This is a genomic window from Glycomyces sp. TRM65418, from assembly GCF_019710475.1.
Classification (GTDB): Bacteria; Actinomycetota; Actinomycetes; order Mycobacteriales; family Micromonosporaceae; genus Glycomyces.
In genome coordinates this window covers 26,472-48,209 of sequence record NZ_JAJFAX010000008.1, presented here as the reverse complement: position 1 = coordinate 48,209, position 21,738 = coordinate 26,472, and the positions used below count along the sequence as shown (strand labels likewise).

The following is a 21,738-nucleotide window of genomic DNA, read 5'->3' as shown; positions in this document are numbered from 1 at the left end:
GGGCCCGAGACGGATACGCCGGAGGATGCGGCATTCTGTAAAGCACGAGCCTTCCTAAGATTGGGTCAGTGGATGACGCCAACCCCCCGACGCGTCCGACAGCTGCTGTCCTGGACCGCGACCGCCGCCGTCTGGTGCTCCGTCCTGGCGGCGGCCGTCGTCGTCGGCATGCGGTCGGGGGCGCAGCGCATCGACCCCGCCAGCGCCGCCGTCCTCGGCAGCTTCGGCGCGGCCAGCGCCGGGCTCCTCATGTGGCGCGCCGCCGGACGCATCAAGCCGGGCCGCCGCGTCACCTACCAGCTCATGGCGGCCGGGATCCAGACCACCGCGGCGACCATGGCCGCCGCCTGCTGGCTGCCGGGCGGGAGCGCCGACCTCGTCGCCGGGCTGGGCTTCTCCGCGGCGGTGATCCTCTGGGCCCTCGCGCTGCTGCGCCTGCCCGACAACGGCTGGGCCCCGCTCGGCGTGCAGCGGCGCCTCGTGGACGGCGCGTTCGTCGGCCTCTGCGCCCTGTTCGTCGTCTGGCTCCTCGTCGCCCGGCCGCTGTTCCAGGAGTTCCGCGGGCACCTCGATGACGGCGACGTCGCGATCGTCATCCCCGCCATGATGGGCATCGTGATGCTCGGCGTCGGCGTCACCACGACGTTCCGGATCCAGCGCTGGAGACGCCGGCACGCCTTCGCCTACATCGCCGTCTTCGCCGTCCACTTCAGCGGCATGGCCACCTTCACGACCTGGCAGTGGGGCCGCCCCGACGAGCGCATCCTGTGGTGGTCGGTCGCCTGGGTCGCCATGTGCGCGGCCCTCCTCGGCGTCACCTACCTCGCCCGCACCCAGAAGCCCGCCCCGGTCGACAAGCCGAACTACCCCGGCGTCCACTACACCGTCATGGGCATCGCGGCCGGACTCGCCGTCGCGGCCGTGCTCGTCAACGGGGTCGACGGCGGCGCCCTCCCGCTCGACGCCGCCCTGCTCGGCATCGCCGCCGCCGGGGCCCTCGGCGCGCGCCTGGTGCTCACCCACTTCGACGTCCGCCGCGTCAGCGACGAGGCCGCCCTGCGCCAGCGGAAGCTGTCCGCGATCGTCGGCGTCGCCTCCGACACCGTGCTGGTCCTCGACCACGACCTCACGGTCACCTGGCACCCCGACGACGCCGCCTGGCGGCCCGCCACCGAGGCGGGGCACTGCGTCGGCGCGTCCTTCCTCGACCTCGTCCACGAGGACGACCGCCGCGCCGCCGAAGAGGTCCTGCGCGCCCTCCTCGACGGGGCCGTCCGCAGCGGCCGGGTCTCCATGACCGTCCGCGTCCGCGACGCCGCGCGGCGCTGGCGGCACACCGAGACGATCGTCACCGACCTCCGCGGCAAGTCGCAGGTGCGCGGCCTGGTGGCCCGCATGGAGGACGTGGGCGCCCGCAGGAGCCTGGAGACCGAGCTGGCCCGCATGGCCTACACCGACCCGCTCACGGGCCTGGCGAACCGCCGGGCGCTCCTGCAGAGCCTGGAGGACGGCGTCTCCGCCGAGGAGCACCAGACGGCGCTGCTGCTGCTCGACCTCGACGGGTTCAAGAACGTCAACGACACGCGCGGCCACGACTTCGGCGACGAACTGCTCGTCGAGGTCTCCCGCCGTATCAGGGAACTGCTGCGCCCCACCGACGTCGGCGCGCGCCTGGGCGGCGACGAGTTCGCGATCCTGCTGCGCGCCAGCTGGTCCGAGGCCGTCGCCACCGCGAAGTCCCTCGTCGCCCGGCTGGGGGAGCCGTACGAGTTCCACGACGAGTCCACCGTGTTCACCACCGGCTCGGTCGGCATCGCCACCGTCGCCGAAGGCCTCGGGGACCCGGAGATCCTGCTGCGCAACGCCGACCTGGCGCTGCGCGCCGCCAAGCAGGCCGGGAAGAACCGGTACGCGACCTACGACGCCGAGTTCGACCGCAAGGTGCGCCGCCGGAACGAGCTCACCCAGGAGCTGCGCGGCGCCATCGCCCGCGACGAGCTGCGCCTGGTCCTCCAGCCGGTGTTCTCCACCGTCGACCGCACCATCGTCGGCGCCGAGGCGCTCATGCGCTGGCACCACCCCCGGCTCGGCCACGTCAGCCCCGGCGAGTTCATCCCCGCCGCGACCGAGTCGGGCCTGACCCAGGATCTCGCGGTGTGGACGGTGAACCGCGCCGCCGAGCAGCTCGCCGCGTGGGCGAGCGCCGGGATCAAGGCCTGGATCTCGGTGAACGTCTCGGTCAAGGAACTCCACACGCACCTGTTCGCGACCGAGGTCAACACCGCGCTCATCGCCGCGGGCGTCCCGGCGCGGCGGCTCGTCCTCGAAGTCACCGAGCACGACTTCTCCCACCAGCTGAACACCCTCGTCGCCCAGCTCAGCGCCCTGCGCGGCGCGGGCGTGCGGATCGCCCTGGACGACTTCGGCTCCGGATACTCCTCGCTCGGGCAGCTCGAACGGCTCCCGGTGGACATCATCAAGATCGACCGCGACCTCATCGCCAAGGACGACGGCGGCGTCGGCCCGCTCGCGGCGGTCACGGTCGAGCTCGGGCGCATCCTCGGCATGGAGGTCATCGCCGAGGGCGTCGAGACCGATCTGCAGCTCAACGCCATGATCGCCGCGCAGGCGCCGCTGGTGCAGGGATACCTGCTCGCCAAGCCGATGGAGCCCGACGACCTGACGCGCTGGCTCACCGAGGAGCCGCGGGCGCTCCCGCCGGCGCTGCCCGCCCCCGTGATCGAGGCTGAGCCGGAGGATCCGGAGGGGCCCGACGACACGCCGACCGACGTCCCGGAGTCTGAGAAAAGTTGACTCACGGGCCGGAATGGTGCATCCTGGGGAGCGTGCCGAAGCAGAACTACGACTTCATCATCGCGACCGAGGCCTTTGCCGCCCGGCCGCTCGTCGTAGTACTTATCTAGCGCACTGTCGTTCTCCGACGGTGCGCTCGCCCCGTGCGTCTTAGCACGCGGGCGATTTTTTCTGCCCGGGGAACGACGAGCTCCGTCGAACCAGCCGCATACTCCCTATTGGACTAAGGACATGAGCACACCAGTGAAGGCACCGAAGCCAGGGCCGCAGGCTGCCAAAGCTCAGCCCGCCAGGCCGAAGGCACCCAAGCCCGCTCCTCCGCTCGGCGCTCCCGCCGCAGCGCCCGTCCTCACCGGCGCGCAGGCCGTCGTCCGCGCGCTCGAAGCGCTCGAGGTCGAGGCCGTCTTCGGCATCCCCGGCGGCGCGATCCTCCCCGCCTACGACCCCCTCCTCGACTCCGAGCAGGTGCGCCACGTCCTCGTCCGCCACGAGCAGGGCGCCGGCCACGCCGCCCAGGGCTACGCCCTCGCCACCGGCAAGGTCGGCGTGTGCATGGCGACCTCCGGCCCCGGCGCGACCAACCTGGTGACCCCGCTGGCCGACGCCCACATGGACTCCGTCCCGATCGTGGCCATCACCGGCCAGGTCGCCTCGTCCGCCATCGGCACGGACGCGTTCCAGGAAGCCGACATCTGCGGCATCACCATGCCGATCACCAAGCACTCCTACCTGGTCACCGATGCCGAGGACATCCCGAGGGTCTTCGCCGAGGCCTTCCATGTGGCCTCCTCCGGCCGCCCCGGACCGGTCCTGGTCGACATTCCCAAGGACATCCTCAACGCCAAGGCGCCCTTCGTGTGGCCGCCCAAGATGGACCTCCCCGGCTACCGTCCCACGACGCAGCCGCACGGCAAGCAGATCCGCGAGGCCGCCGCGCTCATCGCCGAGGCGAAGAAGCCCGTGCTCTACGTCGGCGGCGGCGTCGTCAAGTCCGGCGCGCACGCCGAGCTGCTGGAACTCGCCGAGCTCACGGGCGCTCCCGTCGTGACCACCCTGATGGCGCGCGGGGCCTTCCCCGACTCGCACCCGCAGCACCTGGGCATGCCCGGCATGCACGGCACGGTGCCCGCGGTGCACGCCCTCCAGAAGTCCGACCTGCTCGTGGCCCTCGGCGCACGCTTCGACGACCGCGTCACCGGCAAGCTCGCCAGCTTCGCCCCCGAGGCCAAGGTCGTCCACGTCGACATCGACCCGGCCGAGATCGGCAAGAACCGCGAGGCGGACGTCCCGATCGTGGGCGACTGCAAGGCCGCCATCGCCGCCATGCTCGAGGTCTACGCCGACCCCGGCAAGGAGCGACTGAAGACCTGGTGGGAGACCCTCGACGACCTGCGCGGCCGCTATCCGCTGGGGTACACCGACATCGACGACGGCCTGCCCGCCCCGCAGTTCGTGATCGAGCGGCTCGGCGCGCTCGCGCCCGAGGACACGATCTGGACCACCGGCGTCGGCCAGCACCAGATGTGGGCCTCGCAGTTCATCGACTACGAGAAGCCCGGCACGTTCCTCAACTCGGGCGGCCTGGGCACCATGGGCTTCGCCGTCCCGGCGGCCATGGGCGCCAAGCTCGGGCGGATGGACCGCACCGTGTGGGCCGTGGACGGCGACGGCTGCTTCCAGATGACCAACCAGGAGCTCGCGACCTGCGCCATCGAGGGCATCCCGATCAAGGTCGCCGTCATCAACAACGGCAACCTGGGCATGGTCCGCCAGTGGCAGACCCTGTTCTACGACAAGCGGTACTCGAACACGAACCTGTCGACGCACCACTCCGAGGGCTCCCCGCGGGTCCCGGACTTCGTGAAGCTCGCCGAAGCGCTCGGCTGCGTCGGCCTGCGCGCCGAGACCGTCGACGAGGTCGACGACATCATCAAGCAGGCCAACTCGATCAACGACCGCCCGGTGGTCGTGGACTTCACCGTCGGACCCGACGCCATGGTGTGGCCGATGGTCCCGGCCGGGGTCTCCAACGACGAGATCCTGTACGCGCGCGACGTGCGCCCGAACTTCGACGACGAAGGGGAGATCTGATGGCCCACGCCCTTACGCGCCCACCCGTCGCCCGCCCCCGCCCGCAATCGTGGACGCTGCGCGTCCGCGGAGACGAAGGCCGGCGACTCCGTCGCCGTTCCCCGAACCGGAGTGAACGCTGATGAGCACTCACACCCTTTCCGTCCTCGTCGAGAACAAGCCGGGCGTCCTCGCCCGCGTCGCCGCTCTGTTCTCCAGGCGCGGCTTCAACATCGACTCCCTCGCCGTCGGCGAGACCGAGCACCCCGGCGTCAGCCGCATCACCATCGTGGTGGACGTCGAGGCGGGCTCGCTGGAGCAGGTCACCAAGCAGCTCAACAAGCTCATCCACGTCCTCAAGATCGTGGAACTCGAAGCGGGCTCCTCCGTGCAGCGCGAACTGCTGCTCGTCAAGGTCCGCGCCGACGCCGCCACCCGCGGCCAGGTGATCGCCGCGGCCGAGCTGTTCAAGGCCCGCTCGGTCGACGTCACACCCGACACGGTCACCTTCGAGGTCACGGGGAACTCCGACAAGATCGAGGCGTTCCTGGAAGTCCTGGAACCGTTCGGGATCAAGGAGCTCGTCCAGTCGGGGACGGTCGCGCTGGGGCGCGGCGCCAAGTCCATGGCCTCGCTCTCCCGCTACGTCACACCGAATAGCTAAGTGAAGGAAGAAGCAACGCATGTCCGCTGAAGTGTTCTACGACGACGACGCCGACCTGGCCCTGATCCAGGGCAAGAAGGTCGCCGTCCTCGGCTACGGCTCGCAGGGCCACGCCCACTCGCTGAGCCTCCGCGACTCCGGCGTCGAGGTCGTCATCGGCCTGCAGGAGGGCTCCAAGTCGCGTCCGAAGGCCGAGGAGGCGGGCCTGAAGGTGCTCACTCCGGCCGAGGCCGCCGCGTGGGCCGACGTCATCATGATCCTCGTGCCGGACACCGTGCAGGCCAAGCTGTACGCCGACGAGATCGCCCCGAACCTGAGCGCCGGCAAGAGCCTGTTCTTCGGTCACGGCTTCAACATCCGCTACGACCTGATCCAGCCCCCGGCCGACGTCAACGTCGCCATGGTCGCCCCGAAGGGCCCGGGCCACATGGTCCGCCGCCAGTTCGTGGACGGCAAGGGCGTTCCCGCGCTCGTCGCGGTGGAGCAGGACCCGTCGGGCGACACCCAGGCGGTGGCGCTCTCCTACGCGAAGGCGATCGGCGGCACCCGCGCGGGCGTCCTGAAGACCACCTTCAAGGAGGAGACCGAGACCGACCTGTTCGGCGAGCAGGCCGTGCTCTGCGGCGGCGCCGCCGAGCTCATCAAGGCCGGCTTCGAGACGCTGACCGAGGCGGGCTACGCCCCCGAGGCCGCGTACTTCGAGTGCCTGCACGAGCTCAAGCTCATCGTGGACATGATCTACGAAGGCGGCATCGCCAACATGTGGTACTCGGTCTCCGACACCGCCGAGTACGGCGGCCTCACCCGCGGCCCGCGCGTCGTCAACGCCGAGACCAAGGCCGAGATGAAGCGCATCCTGGGCGAGATCCAGGACGGCACCTTCGCGAAGGAATGGGTCGCCGAGGCCGAGAAGCGCGAGAACTACCGGAAGCTCCAGCAGGAGCAGAACGACCACCCGATCGAGGAGACGGGCGCCAAGATGCGCGCCCTCATGCCGTGGGTGCAGCGTAAAATTACCGAAACTGCCTAATTCGGTATAAAAACCTTAAAGGCCGGGAACCGCGCAGCGGTTCCCGGCCTTTAAGGTTGGCCCGACAATCGGCGCGAGAAGCGTGTTCTAGATTTATAGACTCAATGGTAGAATTGCGGACATGGCACTGAGCATCAAGAGCCCCGCAGCTGATCAGCTCGCGCGTGAGCTTGTCGCCGCCACTGGGGAGTCCCTTACCGAAGCCGTGGAGAAAGCGATCCGTGAACGTCTGGAGCGGCAGGCGCACGGTCTTCGTTCACGACGCATCCGCCACCGGTTGGACGCCCTTCGCGCTGAAGCACGGTCCTTGCCGGTACTCGACTCCCGCGCGAGCGACGACATCATCGGCTACGACGAGGACGGCCTGCCCACGTGACCGAAACCGCCTTTCCCGTTGTGGACACTTCCGCGGTCGTCGCCATCGTGAGCGACGAACCCGGTGCGGACTGGCTGGAGGAAGTGCTCGCTCAGGCGACCGCCGCGGTCATGCCTGCTGCGACCTACCTCGAACTCGGCATGGTCCTCGAATCCCGTTTCGGTCTGCCCGGAACCGGGCTCGCCGCACGGTTTCTCCGTGACGCAGAGATCGAGATAGTCGATGTAACCGCCAGTGCGGCCGAACGTGCACTCGAAGCATGGCGGCGCTTCGGCAAGGGGCGGTACCCGGCCAAGCTGAACTTCGGCGACTGCGTCGTATACGGCGTCGCCGCTGAATTCGATCGGCCGATCCTGTGCGTCGGTGAAGACTTCGTTCGAACCGACGTCGCGGTCCTGCGGCCGCCACGGGGAGACGTCGCATGAATGCGCGGGTTTCGTTCTGCCGCTGGGTGCAGCGCAAGATCACCGAGACGGCCTAGCCGCGGCATGATCTGACCGAGACCGCCGGAGCCCCAGGCGCGCCCTCATGCGCGGGGAGCAGGGCGAGATCACCGAGAAGGCCGGGAACCGCGGTGCGGTTCCCGGCCTTCTCGGTGGGGGCGAAGGACTCCACGGCAGCCTCGCCATGCGGCACTGCAGGTGTCGGGATCGCCGGATGCCTCCTCGCGCGTGCGTCCCACCCAGCGCGTCGCGGCCGACGATTCGATGCTTATAGCTCTATAGTTTTATAAACTGTAGTTCTATAAACAGGAGGCCGTATGGAGAAGCCAGGAGAAGTGTTCGACCGCGATGTCGAGTGGTCGGCGCTGGATCGGTTCGTCTCCGACACGCGACCGGGGGCCACGCTCGGTGTGGTCTCGGGGCGCAGGCGCCAGGGTAAGACGTTCCTGCTGGACGCCATCGTGCGGGCGGCGGGAGGCTGCTACTTCGGAGCCACCGAAGCCGCCGATGCCGAGTCGCTGCGGCGGTTCAGTGACTCGCTCACCCGCTTCGCGAATCCCCCGACCGCTTTCCACTTCGCTGACTGGTTCGAAGCGGTCGACGCGATCCTCGCGCTCGGGCGTGAGCGACCGGTCCCCGTGGTCATCGACGAGTTCCCCTACCTGGCCCGCGCGAACCCCGAACTGCCGTCGATCCTTCAGCAGGCATTCGGTCCGCTGCGGCCGGAGCGGACCGAGTCCCGAACCAGGCTCCTGCTGTGCGGTTCGGCGATGTCGTTCATGGGCCGATTGCTCTCCGGCGGCGCGCCGCTGCGCGGCAGGGCCGCGCTCGAACTGCTGGTGCCTCCTCTCGACTACCGTATGGCGGCCGAGTTCTGGCAGATCGACGACCCCGACCTAGCGGTTCGGACCCACGCGATCGTCGGTGGCACTCCCGCCTACCTGAACGAATTCCTCCGCGGCGATGCGCCGCATGACTTGGCGGATTTCGACGATTGGGTCGTTCGGACGGCGCTCAACCCCCAGACGCCCCTGTTCCGCGAAGGCCGCTACCTCCTCGCTGAGGAAGCCGATGTGCGCGACCCGGCGTTGTACCTCTCGGTCCTCTCGGCCGTCGCGGACGGCAACGCCACTCGCAGCGGCATCGCCGCGTATCTGGAACGCAAGGCCGTCGACATCGCCCACCCGATTCAGGTGCTCGAGGACATCGGGCTGCTGCACCGCGATGCCGACGCCTTCCGCAAGAACCGGTCGGCGTACCGCATCGCCGAGCCGCTGATCGCCTTCTACGCCGGGATCATGCGACCGGTGTGGGACCAATTGCAGAGGCCGGGCATGGCCGACCGCGTATGGAAGGCCAGCCGGCACCGGTTCGCCAGCAAGATCCTGGGACCGCATTTCGAGCAGCTGTGCCGGGACTGGGCCCTCTACCATGCCGACCCCGACCTGTTCGGCGATCTGCCCACCACTGTGGCCAGCGGAGTGGTCAACGATCCGCCCGCCAAGACCTCCCACGAGGTCGATGTGGCGGTGATCGCCGCATCGGACAGCGGCAAGCCGCGCCTGCTCGCCGTCGGTGAGTCGAAATGGCAGGACGTCATGGGGCGAGCGCACCTCGAACGACTCGAACGCATCCGGTCGCTCCTGAGCGACTCCGGAAAGTTCGACACGACCGGTACGCGCCTCATGTGCTTCTCCGGCGCGGGTTTCAACGACCGTCTGAGCCGACTCGCAGCCGAAAGAACCGACACCTGCCTGATCGGACTGACCGACCTCTACCGCTGAAGTCGTGAGCAACTCGCGAGGCCGGGAACCGCGCCGCGGTTCCCGGCCTTTCGTCGCTACTGGGGGTACTGCTGGTTGGCGGCCAGGACCTGGCGGGCCGCCGGGGTCAGGGCCGGGCCGACCTGGTTGATGAGGTTGGCCAGCTCGTGGCCGACCTGGCCGATGTCGCAGTGCAGCCCCGCCAGCGCCAAGAGACTCGCGCCGCTGGAGACCGACATCGAGAACATGAAGCCGCCGTTCATCTCCGTCAGGTTGCTGATCACCGGGTCGGCCTGCAGCGAGCGTGCGGCGCCGGCCAACAGGCTCGTCAGACCGGACGCGATGGCCGACAGCCGCTCCGCCTCGTCACGCGGCAGCGTGTTGTTCGAGGCGATGAGCAGCCCGTCGGCCGCCACCGCGATCACGTGCGTCACGTGCGGCACCCTGCCGACGAAGTCGTTGAGTAGGAAGTCCAGTTGTGCGCTAGTGGTCATGGTCGATCCTCGGGTCAGTTCTCATTGTTCGGTGCGGGCGTTCGGCTGCCGGAGAGGCCTCTGGCGTACGCGGAGTACGTCGCTCCGATGCTGCGGGGATTGCGTTCGATCGGCTTGCCGTCCTGGCCCGGGGACGGCGCGATCGCGCCGGGGACCAGGTTGGACATCGGCTGGCGCTGCGGCAGGCCGTTCGGTCCGGTCAGCGGCGGCTTCGGCGCGGCCTGCGGCAGCGGCTGCCCCGCCCGCAGCGACGGGTCCGCGTGCACGACCGTCACCTCGAAGTTGATCTCGGGCATCTCGGAGAGGTACGCGGACGCGGCCGAGGAGAGCACCGGGAGCGGACGGGTGTCGCCCTCGATCTCGCCCCGGCCCGGTCCGGCCGGAAGCGCCCGGGGCCCGGCGGTCGGGGCCGGACGCTGCTGCGGCACCGGCCGCTGCGGCGCGGGCGCCGGCGCCGGGGGAGCGGCGCTCTGGTTGAACAGCGGCGCGTTCTCCCGCCGGCGCGGCTCCGGGACCGGCGCGGGCCGCGGTTGCGGCGGCGGCTGCGGGGACGCGATCGCGGCGGGCCGCTCGGGGACCCGCTCGGCCTTCGGCGGCGGCGTGAACGAGAGCAGCGAACCCGGCACGGCCACCTCGGCGACGACGCCGCCGCCGATGGACGGCCGCAGCTCGACCTCGATGCCGTGCCGCGCGGCCAGGAACCCGACCACGGTCAACCCCATGGCCTGCATGGCCTCCAGGTCGACCGGGGTCTCGCGGCGCAGCCGCTCGTTGAACCGCTCCAGGCGTTCGGGCTCGATCCCGATACCGTGGTCGCGGACCTGGATGATCACCTTCCCGGTGAGGACCCGGGCGGTGATCTCGGCGGCCGACTCGGAGTACCGGGTCGCGTTGTCCATGAGCTCGGCCAGGAGCTGCACGACGTCGTCGACGACGTCGGCCTTGACCCACGCGCCGTCGTCGGCGGCCGCCTCGATGCGCGTGTAGTACTCGATGCGGCTCTGCGCGGCCTGCAGCACGTCGTCCAAGGACGCGTCCGTGGTCCGCACCTTCGCCGCCGAGGAGCCGCCGAGGACGAGGAGGCTGTCGTTCGCGCGGCCGATGAGCGAGGCCAGGTGGTCGAGCCGGAAGAGCCGCTGGAGCCGCTCGGGGTCCTGCTCGTTGCGCTCGGCCTCGTCGAGTTCGGCGGTGAGCCGGCCGGTCAGCGAGTGGCCGCGGCGGGCCAGCCGCACGAAGATCGCGCCGACGTGGAACCGCAGCAGCGCCTGCTGCGCCGAGACGCGGATGGCCTCGCGGTGCACGATGTTGAACGCCTCGCCGACCTCGCTGAGCTCGTCCTCGCCCTGGACCCGCAGCGGCGGGGTGGTGCGCGCGGCGTACTCGAACGGGCTCAGCCCGCCCAGGCCCTGCTGCTGGTCGACGCGCTTGACCGCCATCGGCAGGTCGACCATCGCGATCTGGCGGGCCGAACCGGCCAGATCGCCGAGGCCGCGCGTGACCGAGCGCCCGATGCCGTAGGCGATGAGGACCGCCAGGGCCAGCGCGACGATGGCGATGAGCCCTTCGACGCCCAGGCGCTGCAACGCGGCCGTGCTGATGGCGTCCGCCCGCGAGGTGGCCTCGTCGAGCGATTCGTCGACGAGCGCGGCCGTGGCCCCGTGCCGGGCGTCGTAGGCGGCCATGAGCGCGGCGTGGTCGACTTCCTGGAGGTCGTCCGATCGCGAACCGGCGACCTCGCTCTCGAACGCGTTCGCCGAGCGCGCCTCGGCCGCGCCGATGCCGCCCACTCGGAACACGGCGGCGTCGGGGTCGGTCTGCGCCACGATCCGGCGGTACTCGTTGAGCGACTCCTCGCGTGCCGCGGCGAGCCGCATGAACGTCCGGTGCTTCTCGGCGAGCGGCTTCCCGTCCTCGAGGGACAGGATCAGGAGCCGCAGCTGCTCGGAGTACTCGTCGATGCCCGCCAGCAGGCTCGCCGTGCGCACGATCCGCGTCAGCTCGGCGGTGCCGGCGAGGTCCACGGCGTTGTCGAGCACGGCCGAGAGGCGGGCGACCACGGAGTTGTACACGGTCAGGTGGACCGCGTCCACCGTGCCCTCCTGGACCGCCGTGCGCGCGATGCCCAGCCGCTCGAGCGGGACGTCGGCCCGTTCCAGCAGCGCGAGGGTCTCGGCGTTCAGGTCGAGGTCCGAGCGGGTCGCGGCCAACGCGTCCAGCGCCGCGGCGGTCGCCGCCTGGTGCTCCTCGAACGACGCCAGGAGCGTCTCGGCGTCGGCCAGCTCGGTGTCGTCCTGGTACACCAGCATCGCCGCGTCCAGCCGCTCGGCCTGGATCGCGCCGATGACCGCGTCGACGTCGCGGGCCAGCTCCACCGCGTCGGCGGTGGCCCCGATGTCACGGGCCTCGGCCGCCGACTCCACGATGCGCAGGGTGACCATGCCGGCGAGGGTGAGCGCCGGGACGAGCAGCATGATCGTCAGCTTGGTCCGGATCCTGACGCGCGACCACAGGCGGCGGCGCGGCCGCCGCTCCGCTTGCGGGGGTTCGGCTCGCTCATCGTTCATCTCAGGGGGTTCCTTGGTAGAGGGCGGGGATCACTCGACGCCCAGGTAGGCCTTGACGACTCGGGGGTCTTGCAGGAGTTCGGAGGCGGGGCCGCCGTGCGCGATGGCCCCGGTCTCCAGGACGTGGCCGGTGTCGGCCGCGCGCAGCGCCCGGCGGGCGTTCTGCTCGACGAGCACCACGGTCACGCCGGAGGCGCGGATCTGCTCGATGACGGCGAAGACCTCGTCGCACATCTTGGGGGCCAGCCCCATCGACGGCTCGTCCAGCAGGACGACCCGCGGCTTGGCGATCATCGCGCGTGCGATCGCCAGCATCTGCTGCTCGCCGCCCGAGAGCGCGCTGGCGGGCAGGTCCCGCCGCTCGGCCAGGACGGGGAACAGCTCGTACATCTCGGATTCGGGCGCGGCCTGGCGGCGTCGCCGCTGGGCGCCCAGGCGCAGGTTCTCGGCGACGGTGAGGGTCCCGAGGATCTGGCGGCCCTCGGGCACGAGCACGAGTCCGGCCCCGACGCGCCGGTGCGCGGGCCACCGCGTGACGTCCCGGCCTTCCAGGAGGATCCGGCCCGACGCGGGCCGCACCAGGCCCGATACGGCGGCGAGGACGGAGCTCTTGCCCGCGCCGTTCGCGCCGACGAGGGCGACCAGGCCGCCTTCGGGGACGTCGAAGGACACGTCGCGGACGGCCTGGACGCGCCCGTAGGAGACGTGGACCGACTCGACCGACAGGATCGGCTCAGACATGTTCGCTCTCCTCGGCGTCCTCGGTCCCCAGGTAGGCCTCGATGACCTGCGGGTCGGCGGCGACCTCGCGGGGCTCTCCGGCGGCGATGACCGCGCCGAAGTTGAGGACGACCAGCCGGGTGCAGGTCGCCAGGACCATCTTCACGTTGTGCTCGATGAGGAGCACGGTGATGCCGTCCTCGGCCAGGCCCCGGATGAGGTCGGCGAGTTCGGCGGCCTCGACGTGGTTCATGCCCGCGGCGGGCTCGTCGAGGATGAGCAGGGTCGGGTGGGAGGCGAGCGCGCGGGCGATCTCCAGCCGCCGCTGGTCCCCGTAGGACAGGGCCCCGGGCCGCACGTGGGCGCGGTCGTCGAGGCCGACGCGGCGCAGCTGCGCCCACGCGAGGGCGAGCGCGCGGCGCTCGTCGCGGCGCGCCGAGGGCAGCCACAGCAGCCGCCGCAGGTAGGTCGAGCGGCTGACGGGGTGGGTGCCGACGAGGACGTTGTCGAGCACGGTGAGCCGGTCGAACAGCTTGGAGTGCTGGAAGGTCCGGCTCACGCCGGCCTGCGCGAAGCGGTGGGGCCTGGAGCCGAGCGCGACGCCGAGGACGTCGCCTTCGCCGGAGGTCGGCGGCTCCAGGCCGCTGATCATGTTGATCAGCGTGGTCTTGCCCGCGCCGTTGGGGCCGATGACGCCGAGGACGTCGCCGGAGCGGATCTCCAGGTCGATCTCGCGCACCGCCCGGACCGCGCCGTAGGCCTTGCCCAGGCCGCGGATCGCGGCGATCGGCTCGCCCTTCGCGGGGAGCGGCGCGAGGCCGTCGAGCGCGGCGTCGTCGCCTTCGGGCCGGGCCGGCTTCGGGCGGAAGCGCGCGAACAGTGTGGACAGTCCCCCGGGCAGGAACAGGATCACGGCGAGCAGGAGCAGGCCGGTGACGAGCGGGTGGATCCACCCGGCTTCGAGGCCGAGCGCGGTCTGGACTTCGGGCACGGCGGTGAGGAAGCCCGCGCCGAGGACCGGCCCGAAGAACACGAGGTAGCCGCCGAGGACGGCGGTGACGAGGCCGTCGACGGTGAGTCCGAAGTCGAACGTGGCCGGGGTGATGCGGCCGAAGAAGTACGCGAACATGACCCCGTAGACGCCGGCGATCGCGCCGGAGGCGATGAACGAGGCCATGCGGGTGCGGACCACGTCGACGCCCATGGCGCTCGCGGCGAGCTCGTCCTCGCGGACGGCGGCGAAGGCGCGGCCGGTGCGGGAGGGCCCGAGCCGCCAGAACAGGTAGGCCAGGGCCGCGACGACGATCCACGCGAAGTCGAAGGTCACCCACTTCTCGACCCGCATGCCGAGCGCGCCGTTGGTCCATTCGGCGTTGGTCATGAAGACCCGGACCATCTCGCCGAAGGCGATGGTGGCGATGGCGAGGAAGACCCCGCGCAGCCGCAGCACCGGCAGGCCGACCACGAACGCGGCGGCCGCGCCGACCAGGGCGCCCACGGGCAGGCCGACGATCACGGGGGAGATCGAGCCGGCGATCGGCTCGGTCGGGACGACGAGGGTGGAGACGTACGCGGCCAGCGAGGCGAACCCGGCCTGGCCGAGGCTGAGCTGCCCGGCCATGAGCACGACGTGGAACGAGTAGGCGAGGATCGCGCCGAGCGCGATCGTGGTGATGAGGGTGTCGTATCCGTCGAGCATCAGACCTCCCTGACCTTGACGTGGCCGAAGAGGCCGCGCGGGCGCAGCACCAGCACCGCGAACAGCAGCGCGAAGGCGACCAGGCCCTTCCAGGTGGAGTCGAAGTAGGTGATGGTGAGGGCCTCGGCGAGGCCGAGGATCACCCCGGCCGCCATGGCGCCCCAGAGGGAGCCGAGGCCGCCGAGGATGATCACCGCGAAGCCGACGAGCTCGATCGACGCGCCGAGGTCGCGCCCGGCCTGGCCGAGGTTGAGCGCCAGCAGCGCCCCGGCGACGGTGCCGAGCGCGGAGGACATCGCGTAGGTCCCGGCGGTCACCCATCCGACGTTGACGCCGACGACCTGCGCGGCCGTGGGGTTCTCGGCCACGGCCCGCATGGCCCGTCCCAGCGACGTCGCCGAGACGAGCCATGCGAGTCCGAGCATGAGCACCAGGGCCAGGCCCAAGGTGACCAGTTGCGTCAGGGTCACGCGGATCCCGGCGATCTCGAACAGCTGGTTGGGGAAGTACTCCCGCGGGAAGCTCTGCGGCTCGGTGCCGTAGCGCGCCTGGAGGAGCGCGATGACGACGCCGCCGAGGGCGACCGAGGAGATGAGCCCCGCGAAGTGCTCGTCGTCCCTCCCGCGGAGCGGGCGGAACGCGATGCGCTCCACCAGGACCCCCGCGAGGGCGCCGAACACGGCCACGACCGGGAACAGGATCCACACCGGGATCGCCGTTCGCGTCGCGACCTCGATGCCGACGAACGCGCCGGCGGTGAAGACCGCGGGGTGGGCGAGGTTCAGGTGCCGGAGGATCCCGAACACGAGCGTGAACCCGATCGCGAAGAGCGCGTAGATCGAACCGGTGAACACACCGTTCGCCAACTGTTGGAGCATCGCTGTATCCCTGTACGGAGATGGGGCCGCCGGCCGTCGGGGGTCGGCGGCCGTTGCGGGCTAGAGCAGGGTGAACGCGCCGTCGCGGATGATCTGGACGACCGGTTCCTGGGTGACCTCGCCGCCCTCGTCGAGGGAGATCTTGCCGAGGATCGAGTCGTACTCGAGGATCTGGCCGAGGTTGTCCTTGATCGCCTCGCGGTTGGCGTCGCAGTCGGAGCGGACGGCCTGGTCGATCAGGTAGCCGGCGGTGTAGGCCTGGGCGGCGAACTGGTCGGGCGCGCGGTCGTACTTCTCGGTGTAGGCGGCGATGAACTCGGCGTTGCCGGTGGTCTCGGCTGCCGCGCTCCAGGCGCCGCCGACGATGAGGCCTTCGGCGGCGTCGCCGAGGGCGCCGACCAGGACGGGGGAGTTGAAGGCGTTGCCGCCGACGATCGGTGCCTCGATGCCGAGGTCGCGGGCCTGCGTGACCAGCGGGACCGTGGCGCCGGGGAGGGCCGAGAGGATGACGGCGTCGACGTCGGCGTCCAGGATCTTCGTCAGCTGGGCGCTGAAGTCGGTGTCGGTGGTCTCGAAGGTCTCGTCGACGACCACTTCGATGCCCTCGTCCGCGAGCACGTCGGAGATCGTGTTGTAAGCGGAGGCGGTGAACTCGTCGGCGCTGTCGTGGAGGACGGCCACCTGCTGCATCCCGAGGGTCTCCTTGGCGGCCGGGATGCTGGCGGCGAGCGCGACCTCCTCGGGGAGGGAGGCGCGGAAGATGTAGTCGCCGATGTCCGGGATGCCCTCGGCGGTGGTGGAGACGCCGAGGGTGGGGACGCCGGCGCTCTGGGAGTCGGTGTAGGTCACGAACGCCATGTTGGAGAGGGTCGGGCCGATGATGGCGCTGACCTTGTCGCGGTCGATCAGCTTCTCGAAGGCGGCGACGCTGTCCTCGACACTGGTCTTGTCGTCCTCCAGGATCAGCTCGTACGTGATGTCGCCCGAGGCGTTGAGCTCCTCGATGGCGAGCTCGAGACCCTCCTGCTGGTAGGCGCCGGCGAAGGCGGCGGCCTCGGTGAGGCTGAAGACCGCGCCGAGCTTGACGGTCTCCTCGATGGCGCACTCCTCGCCGGCGCCGGAGCCGGAGAGCGCGCTGTCGGAGGTGTTCTCGGCGGTGCTGTCGGAGACGCACGCAGCGGTCGCGAGCAGGGCGGCGGCGGCCAGAGCCGCGCCGGAGGAGGTTTTCAGGCGCATGTTCTTCCCTGTTGTGAAAAGGCAGGTGGGGCTGTCGGGTGGGGTGAGCCGCCGTCGGGTTGCGGACGGACCGGCACGGAGGTCACCTTATAAGGACGATCTGTGAGGCACAAGACCGGATCAGAATAAGTTTCCGAGAACTGCGGGTAATGCCGAAACCGTTGTGACCGTACACATCTCATTCAGTGAAAAGATCGACTCGTCACTCACCGGAACTGTGCACAGTGGGCGTTCGGAGGGTCACGATCGGTCGGTGCGACCGGGCTCTGTGGACCGGCGTGAAACCATTCGTACGGCGTGGACCAGGCCATTCACGGGTATGACGCCCAAGCTTCGCATACCGATCGTGGCGCGCGGTGTTCAGTCGGTGAAGGCCCCGTCTCGCGCGGCCGCCGCCGCCGCACGCGCGGCGCGGGCGGCGGTCGGCTCGTCGATCGGATCGCCGCTGACGACGAACCGGTAGTAGAGCGGCGCGGATACGGCGCGAATCACATCTTCGGGATCCGTCCCCTCGGGAATCTCCCCCCGCCGGATCGCCGCCTCGACGCACGGCGTCCACTCGGCGGTCCTGGTGCGGTAGAAGCGGTGCAGCGCGGCGGCGGTCTGCCGGTCGCAGCCCGCGGCGGTGATGAGCGCCCGGAACAGCGGTCCCTGCCTCGGGTCGTTCAAGGTGGACTGCACGAGCCGGGCCTGGGCCGTCAGGTCGCCCAGCAGCGAGCCGGTCTCGGTGCGCGGCGCCGACTCCGCGGCCATCTCGCCGAGCAGGTCCGCGACGAGCCCCGGGACGGTGCCCCAGCGCCGGTACACCGTCGTCTTGCCCACGCCGGCGCGGCGGGCGATCTCGGCCAGGTCGAGCCGGTCGAAGCCGTCCTCGGCGAGGGCGTCCCCGGCGGCGCGCAGCACGGCCTCGCGCACCCTCGCCGTGCGGCCGCCCGGTCGAACGGTCCCGGGATCGGGTCGTGCGTCACCCATAACGGTACTCCAGTTGCGTTAAGGAGCTCTGCGGGCTAGTCTAGCGCCATCATTAATGAAACTACAGAACCTTTAAGGAAGTGGCCTCATGGAATACCGCAGGCTCGGCGCGTCCGGTCTCCTCGTCCCGGCCCTCAGCTTCGGCACGGGCACGTTCGGCGGGCGCGGCCCGCTCTTCAGCGCCTGGGGCGACACGGGGACCGAGCAGGCCCGCCGCATGGTCGACATGGCCCTCGACGCGGGCGTCACCATGTTCGACTCGGCCGACGTCTACTCCGACGGCGCTTCGGAGGAGGTCCTCGGCCGGGCCCTCAAGGGCCGCAGAGACCGGGCCCTGGTCTCCACCAAGGCCGCCCTCCCCACCGGCGACGGCCCGAACGACGCGGGCACGTCCCGCGCCCGCCTCATCGGCGCCGTCGAGACGGCCCTGCGTCGCCTCGGCACCGACTACATCGACCTCTTCCAACTCCACGCCTTCGACGCCGGCACACCGGTCGAGGAGACCGTCGGCGCGCTCGACGATCTCGTCCGCGCCGGGAAGCTCCGCTACATCGGCGTCTCGAACTTCGCGGGCTGGCAGCTCATGAAGTCCCTCGCCGTCGCGGACGCCCACGGCTGGACCCGCTATGCGGCCCACCAGGTCTACTACTCGCTCGTCGGCCGCGACTACGAGTGGGAGCTCATGCCGCTCGCGCAGGACCAGGGCGTCGGCGCGGTGGTGTGGAGCCCGCTCGGCTGGGGCCGCCTCACCGGGAAGATCCGCCGCGGGCGGCCCCTCCCGGAGGGCAGCCGCCTGCACGAGACCGCGCAGTGGGGCCCGCCGGTGGACGACGAGCGGCTCTACGACGTGGTCGACGTCCTCGACGCGATCAGCGCCGAGACCGGTCGGACGATCCCCCAGATCGCCCTGAACTGGCTCCTGCGCCGCCCCACCGTCGCCTCCGTGATCATCGGCGCGCGGAACGAGGAGCAGATGCGCGACAACCTCGGCGCGATCGGCTGGGAGCTGACCGCCGAGCAGGTCGCCCGCCTCGACGAGGCCGGCGCGAGGACCGCGCCGTACCCGTACTACCCCTACGAGGTCCAAGAGGGTTTCGCCCGCCTGAACCCGCCGCTCGTGCCCTCCGGCAGGTGATCCGCGCCGGGCCGGGGCCGCTCGGGTTCCCGGCCCGGGGTTGTGACCTGACTCGCGTCTATCCTGGGAGGGTGGTTGACCAAGCGGTGAAGACGTACCAGGTGAAGACGTACGGCTGTCAGATGAACGTGCACGACTCCGAACGGATCGGCGGCCTCCTCGAAGAGGCCGGCTACGTGCCCGTCGCGGACGACGCCGCGCCGGACCTCGTCGTGTTCAACACCTGCGCCGTGCGCGAGAACGCCGACAACAAGCTCTACGGCAACCTCGGCCACCTCGCCCCGGCCAAGACCGCGAACCCCGACATGCAGATCGCCGTGGGCGGCTGCCTCGCCCAGAAGGACCGCGGCGAGATCGTCAAGCGCGCCCCCTGGGTCGATGCGGTCTTCGGCACCCACAACATCGGCTCGCTCCCGGTGCTCCTGGAACGCGCCCGCCACAACCGCCGGGCCGAGGTCGAGATCCTCGAATCCCTGGAGACCTTCCCTTCGACGCTGCCGACCAAGCGCGAGTCCACCTACTCCGGTTGGGTGTCGATCTCCGTGGGCTGCAACAACACCTGCACGTTCTGCATCGTGCCGTCGCTGCGAGGCAAGGAGAAGGACCGCCGCCTCGGCGAGATCCTCGCCGAGGTCCGGGCGCTGGTCGACGAGGGCGTCTCCGAGGTGACCCTGCTGGGCCAGAACGTCAACACCTACGGCGTCGAGTTCGGCGACAAGCTCGCCTTCGGCAAGCTCCTGCGCGCGTGCGGCGCGATCGAGGGCCTGGAGCGGGTGCGCTTCACCAGCCCGCACCCGAAGAACTTCACCGACGACGTCATCGCGGCGATGGCCGAGACGCCGAACGTGTGCCATTCGCTGCACATGCCGCTGCAGTCCGGTTCGGACAAGGTCCTCAAGGACATGCGCCGCTCCTACCGCTCCGCCAAGTTCCTGGAGATCCTCGACAAGGTCCGCGAGGCCATGCCCGACGCGGCGATCACCACCGACATCATCGTGGGCTTCCCCGGCGAGACCGAGGAGGACTTCCAGGCCACCCTCGACGTGGTCGAGCAGGCGCGCTTCTCCAGCGCCTTCACGTTCCAGTACTCGATCCGCCCCGGCACCCCCGCGGCGACGATGGAGGACCAGATCCCGAAGGCCGTGGTCCAGGAGCGCTACGAGCGCCTCGTGGCCCTCCAGGAGCGCGTCTCGTGGGAGGAGAACCGCAAGCTCGAAGGCGCCGAGGTCGAGGTCCTCGTGACCGCCGGCGACGGCCGCAAGGACGCGGCCACCGGCCGCCTCTCGGGCCGCGCCCGCGACGGCCGCCTCGTCCACTTCGCGGTGACCCCGAGCGAGACCGACCCGAGCGGCAACGCCGAGGGCGTGCGGCCCGGCGACGTGATCACCACGGTGGTCACCTACGGCGCCCCGCACCACCTCGTCGCCGACGGCGAGGTCCTGACCCACCGCGCGACGAAGGCCGGCGACGCCTGGGCCGCGGGCAGGGCCACCAAGCTCCCGGGCGTCAGCCTCGGCATGCCGACCATCGGCAAGAAGCCCCGACCGAAGGCCGAAGCCCCTGGCTGCGCCTGCTGATATCATTTCTCTGTGGGTGATATCATCGAGGGATGAAACAGCTCCTGCTCCGCGTCGACGACGACCTGCACGCCCGGTTGACCGAGCGCGCCAAGCGCGAGCGCCGGTCGGTCAACGCCATCGCGAACGAGATCCTGTCCGTAGTGGGCGAGGGCGACGGCCGCACGGCATCCGAGAGGGTCCGCGCCAGAGCGGCCGCCCTCGGCATGCTGGCGCCCCCGCTGAAGGCCGTCGAACGACACGACCGGCCGGTCAAGGACGTCGAGACCCTGCGGGCCGAAGTGCTCGACTCCATGCGAGGAGTCGGGGAGATCCTGGACGGGATCCTCGACGAGGACAGGGACCGCCTGCTGTGATCGTCTACGCCGACTCGTCGGTGCTGGCCCGGTCCTACCTGCCCGACGAGCGCGGTCACCGCGAGGCCCTGCAACTGCTGCGCGATCCCGAGGTCCTGGTCGTCACCGGCTCGTGGACCCGCATCGAGGTGGCCGGCGCCCTGGTCCGCACCGCCCGCGCCAAGCGCCGCGACAAGGGCCCGCTCCTGGACATCTGGCAGGCGGACACGGCCCCCGAAGGCCCGATCACGGTCATCGCCGCCCCGCAGGCCGAAGTCGAGGCCGAGGCCTTCGACATCGTGGCGACCCACGGCATCAGGGCCATGGACGCCTGGCACATCGCCACCGCGACCCTCCTCCTCCCCGAACTCGCGGCGGGAGAGCCCTACGCCTTCGCCTCCAGAGACAAGGAGCAGGCGGCGGTGGCGGAGCTGCGAGGCTTCACAGTCCTGTGACCGCTCAGCGGTCCTCGCGTTCCCTGGGGTAGAAGGCGATGATCGCCGAGTCCCCGTCGACCGACGTCAGCGTGTACCCGAGCGACTCGGTGCCCTCACCGCCGCCGGCGGATCCGCTCCCACCTACGCCGAGGGTGGTCATGCTCGTCATGCCGAGCGACAGGTGCAGCGTCACGGTGTCATCGGCGATCTCCACGACCTCGATCGAGTCGATGCCGAACTTCGCGTCGAACGTGAGGCTCGTCCCCGGGGCGACGGCGACCTCGCAGGTGCCGTCGACGCACGCCTCGACGTCGCTGCCGTCCGCCGCGTCGTCCGGCGTGTCGTCGGTCGGGACGGGCTCCTCGGTCGGCGAGGGCTCCGCTGACGGGGACGGCGACTCGGAGGCCTCGGTGGCGCTCGCCTCCGCGCTCGTCGTGGGGTCGGCGGCGGCATCGGTATCGTCGCCGCCGCAACCGGACAGGGCGATCACGGCCACGGCGGGCAGGGCGATCAGCTTGCGGTTCATGAAGT

19 protein-coding genes are annotated in these 21,738 nt (G+C 70.6%); 11 read left to right on the top strand and 8 right to left on the bottom strand.

The window, feature by feature from the left end; genetic code table 11:
• Nucleotides 1-72: 72 nt before the first annotated feature.
• The 7 genes from K3N28_RS17430 to K3N28_RS17400 all read left to right on the top strand — a co-directional run bounded on the left by K3N28_RS17430 (nt 73) and on the right by K3N28_RS17400 (nt 9,181).
• Nucleotides 73-2,814 (top strand): bifunctional diguanylate cyclase/phosphodiesterase, encoded by a 2,742-nt coding sequence (locus K3N28_RS17430; protein WP_228094025.1) that lies wholly within the window; start codon nt 73-75, stop codon nt 2,812-2,814.
• A 231-nt stretch (nt 2,815-3,045) separates the two neighbouring features.
• Nucleotides 3,046-4,905, top strand: a complete 1,860-nt coding sequence (locus K3N28_RS17425) for an acetolactate synthase large subunit (protein WP_228094024.1) — start codon at nt 3,046-3,048, stop codon at nt 4,903-4,905.
• 121 nt (nt 4,906-5,026) lie between these two features.
• On the top strand, nt 5,027-5,548 hold the full coding sequence (ilvN, locus tag K3N28_RS17420) for an acetolactate synthase small subunit (protein ID WP_228094023.1): 522 nt from the start codon (nt 5,027-5,029) through the stop codon (nt 5,546-5,548).
• 19 nt (nt 5,549-5,567) lie between these two features.
• Nucleotides 5,568-6,578, top strand: coding sequence for a ketol-acid reductoisomerase (ilvC, locus tag K3N28_RS17415; protein WP_228094022.1), 1,011 nt, complete (start codon nt 5,568-5,570; stop codon nt 6,576-6,578).
• Nucleotides 6,579-6,699: 121 nt separating this feature from the next.
• Nucleotides 6,700-6,954, top strand: a complete 255-nt coding sequence (locus K3N28_RS17410; RefSeq protein ID WP_228094021.1) for a type II toxin-antitoxin system VapB family antitoxin — start codon at nt 6,700-6,702, stop codon at nt 6,952-6,954.
• On the top strand, nt 6,951-7,379 hold the full coding sequence (locus K3N28_RS17405) for a type II toxin-antitoxin system VapC family toxin (protein ID WP_228094020.1): 429 nt from the start codon (nt 6,951-6,953) through the stop codon (nt 7,377-7,379). The genes K3N28_RS17410 and K3N28_RS17405 overlap by 4 nt, the downstream gene beginning before the upstream one ends.
• Nucleotides 7,380-7,714: 335 nt before the next feature.
• Complete coding sequence (locus tag K3N28_RS17400) at nt 7,715-9,181, top strand: ATP-binding protein (RefSeq protein ID WP_228094019.1); 1,467 nt, start codon at nt 7,715-7,717, stop codon at nt 9,179-9,181.
• Between the two features lie 56 nt (nt 9,182-9,237).
• Here the strand turns inward: K3N28_RS17400 and K3N28_RS17395 are convergent, their stop codons facing one another.
• From K3N28_RS17395 to K3N28_RS17365, 7 genes are all read right to left on the bottom strand, one after another.
• Nucleotides 9,238-9,654, bottom strand: coding sequence for a roadblock/LC7 domain-containing protein (locus tag K3N28_RS17395; RefSeq protein WP_228094018.1), 417 nt, complete (start codon nt 9,652-9,654; stop codon nt 9,238-9,240).
• A 14-nt stretch (nt 9,655-9,668) separates the two neighbouring features.
• Nucleotides 9,669-12,218 (bottom strand): ATP-binding protein, encoded by a 2,550-nt coding sequence (locus K3N28_RS17390; protein ID WP_228094017.1) that lies wholly within the window; start codon nt 12,216-12,218, stop codon nt 9,669-9,671.
• 30 nt (nt 12,219-12,248) lie between these two features.
• Nucleotides 12,249-12,959: an ABC transporter ATP-binding protein gene (locus K3N28_RS17385; protein WP_228094012.1), complete on the bottom strand. Its 711-nt coding sequence runs from the start codon at nt 12,957-12,959 to the stop codon at nt 12,249-12,251.
• Complete coding sequence (locus K3N28_RS17380) at nt 12,952-14,637, bottom strand: ATP-binding cassette domain-containing protein (protein WP_228094010.1); 1,686 nt, start codon at nt 14,635-14,637, stop codon at nt 12,952-12,954. Before K3N28_RS17380 ends, K3N28_RS17385 begins: the two co-directional genes overlap by 8 nt.
• Nucleotides 14,637-15,515, bottom strand: a complete 879-nt coding sequence (locus K3N28_RS17375) for a branched-chain amino acid ABC transporter permease (protein ID WP_228094008.1) — start codon at nt 15,513-15,515, stop codon at nt 14,637-14,639. The genes K3N28_RS17380 and K3N28_RS17375 overlap by 1 nt, the downstream gene beginning before the upstream one ends.
• Nucleotides 15,516-15,575: 60 nt before the next feature.
• Nucleotides 15,576-16,751: an ABC transporter substrate-binding protein gene (locus tag K3N28_RS17370; protein ID WP_228094002.1), complete on the bottom strand. Its 1,176-nt coding sequence runs from the start codon at nt 16,749-16,751 to the stop codon at nt 15,576-15,578.
• A gap of 360 nt (nt 16,752-17,111) precedes the next feature.
• On the bottom strand, nt 17,112-17,723 hold the full coding sequence (locus K3N28_RS17365; protein ID WP_228093996.1) for a TetR/AcrR family transcriptional regulator: 612 nt from the start codon (nt 17,721-17,723) through the stop codon (nt 17,112-17,114).
• 88 nt (nt 17,724-17,811) lie between these two features.
• Here K3N28_RS17365 and K3N28_RS17360 point away from each other — a divergent pair, with 88 nt between their 5' ends.
• From K3N28_RS17360 to K3N28_RS17345, 4 genes are all read left to right on the top strand, one after another.
• On the top strand, nt 17,812-18,858 hold the full coding sequence (locus K3N28_RS17360) for an aldo/keto reductase (protein ID WP_228093995.1): 1,047 nt from the start codon (nt 17,812-17,814) through the stop codon (nt 18,856-18,858).
• A 71-nt stretch (nt 18,859-18,929) separates the two neighbouring features.
• Nucleotides 18,930-20,435 (top strand): tRNA (N6-isopentenyl adenosine(37)-C2)-methylthiotransferase MiaB, encoded by a 1,506-nt coding sequence (gene miaB, locus K3N28_RS17355; RefSeq protein WP_228093994.1) that lies wholly within the window; start codon nt 18,930-18,932, stop codon nt 20,433-20,435.
• 32 nt (nt 20,436-20,467) lie between these two features.
• Nucleotides 20,468-20,791: a toxin-antitoxin system HicB family antitoxin gene (locus K3N28_RS17350; RefSeq protein ID WP_228093993.1), complete on the top strand. Its 324-nt coding sequence runs from the start codon at nt 20,468-20,470 to the stop codon at nt 20,789-20,791.
• Nucleotides 20,788-21,225, top strand: a complete 438-nt coding sequence (locus K3N28_RS17345) for a type II toxin-antitoxin system VapC family toxin (RefSeq protein WP_228093992.1) — start codon at nt 20,788-20,790, stop codon at nt 21,223-21,225. The genes K3N28_RS17350 and K3N28_RS17345 overlap by 4 nt, the downstream gene beginning before the upstream one ends.
• Before the next feature lie 4 nt (nt 21,226-21,229).
• Here K3N28_RS17345 and K3N28_RS17340 read toward each other — a convergent pair whose 3' ends face one another.
• On the bottom strand, nt 21,230-21,733 hold the full coding sequence (locus K3N28_RS17340; protein ID WP_228093991.1) for a hypothetical protein: 504 nt from the start codon (nt 21,731-21,733) through the stop codon (nt 21,230-21,232).
• Between the last annotated feature and the right edge of the window lie 5 nt (nt 21,734-21,738).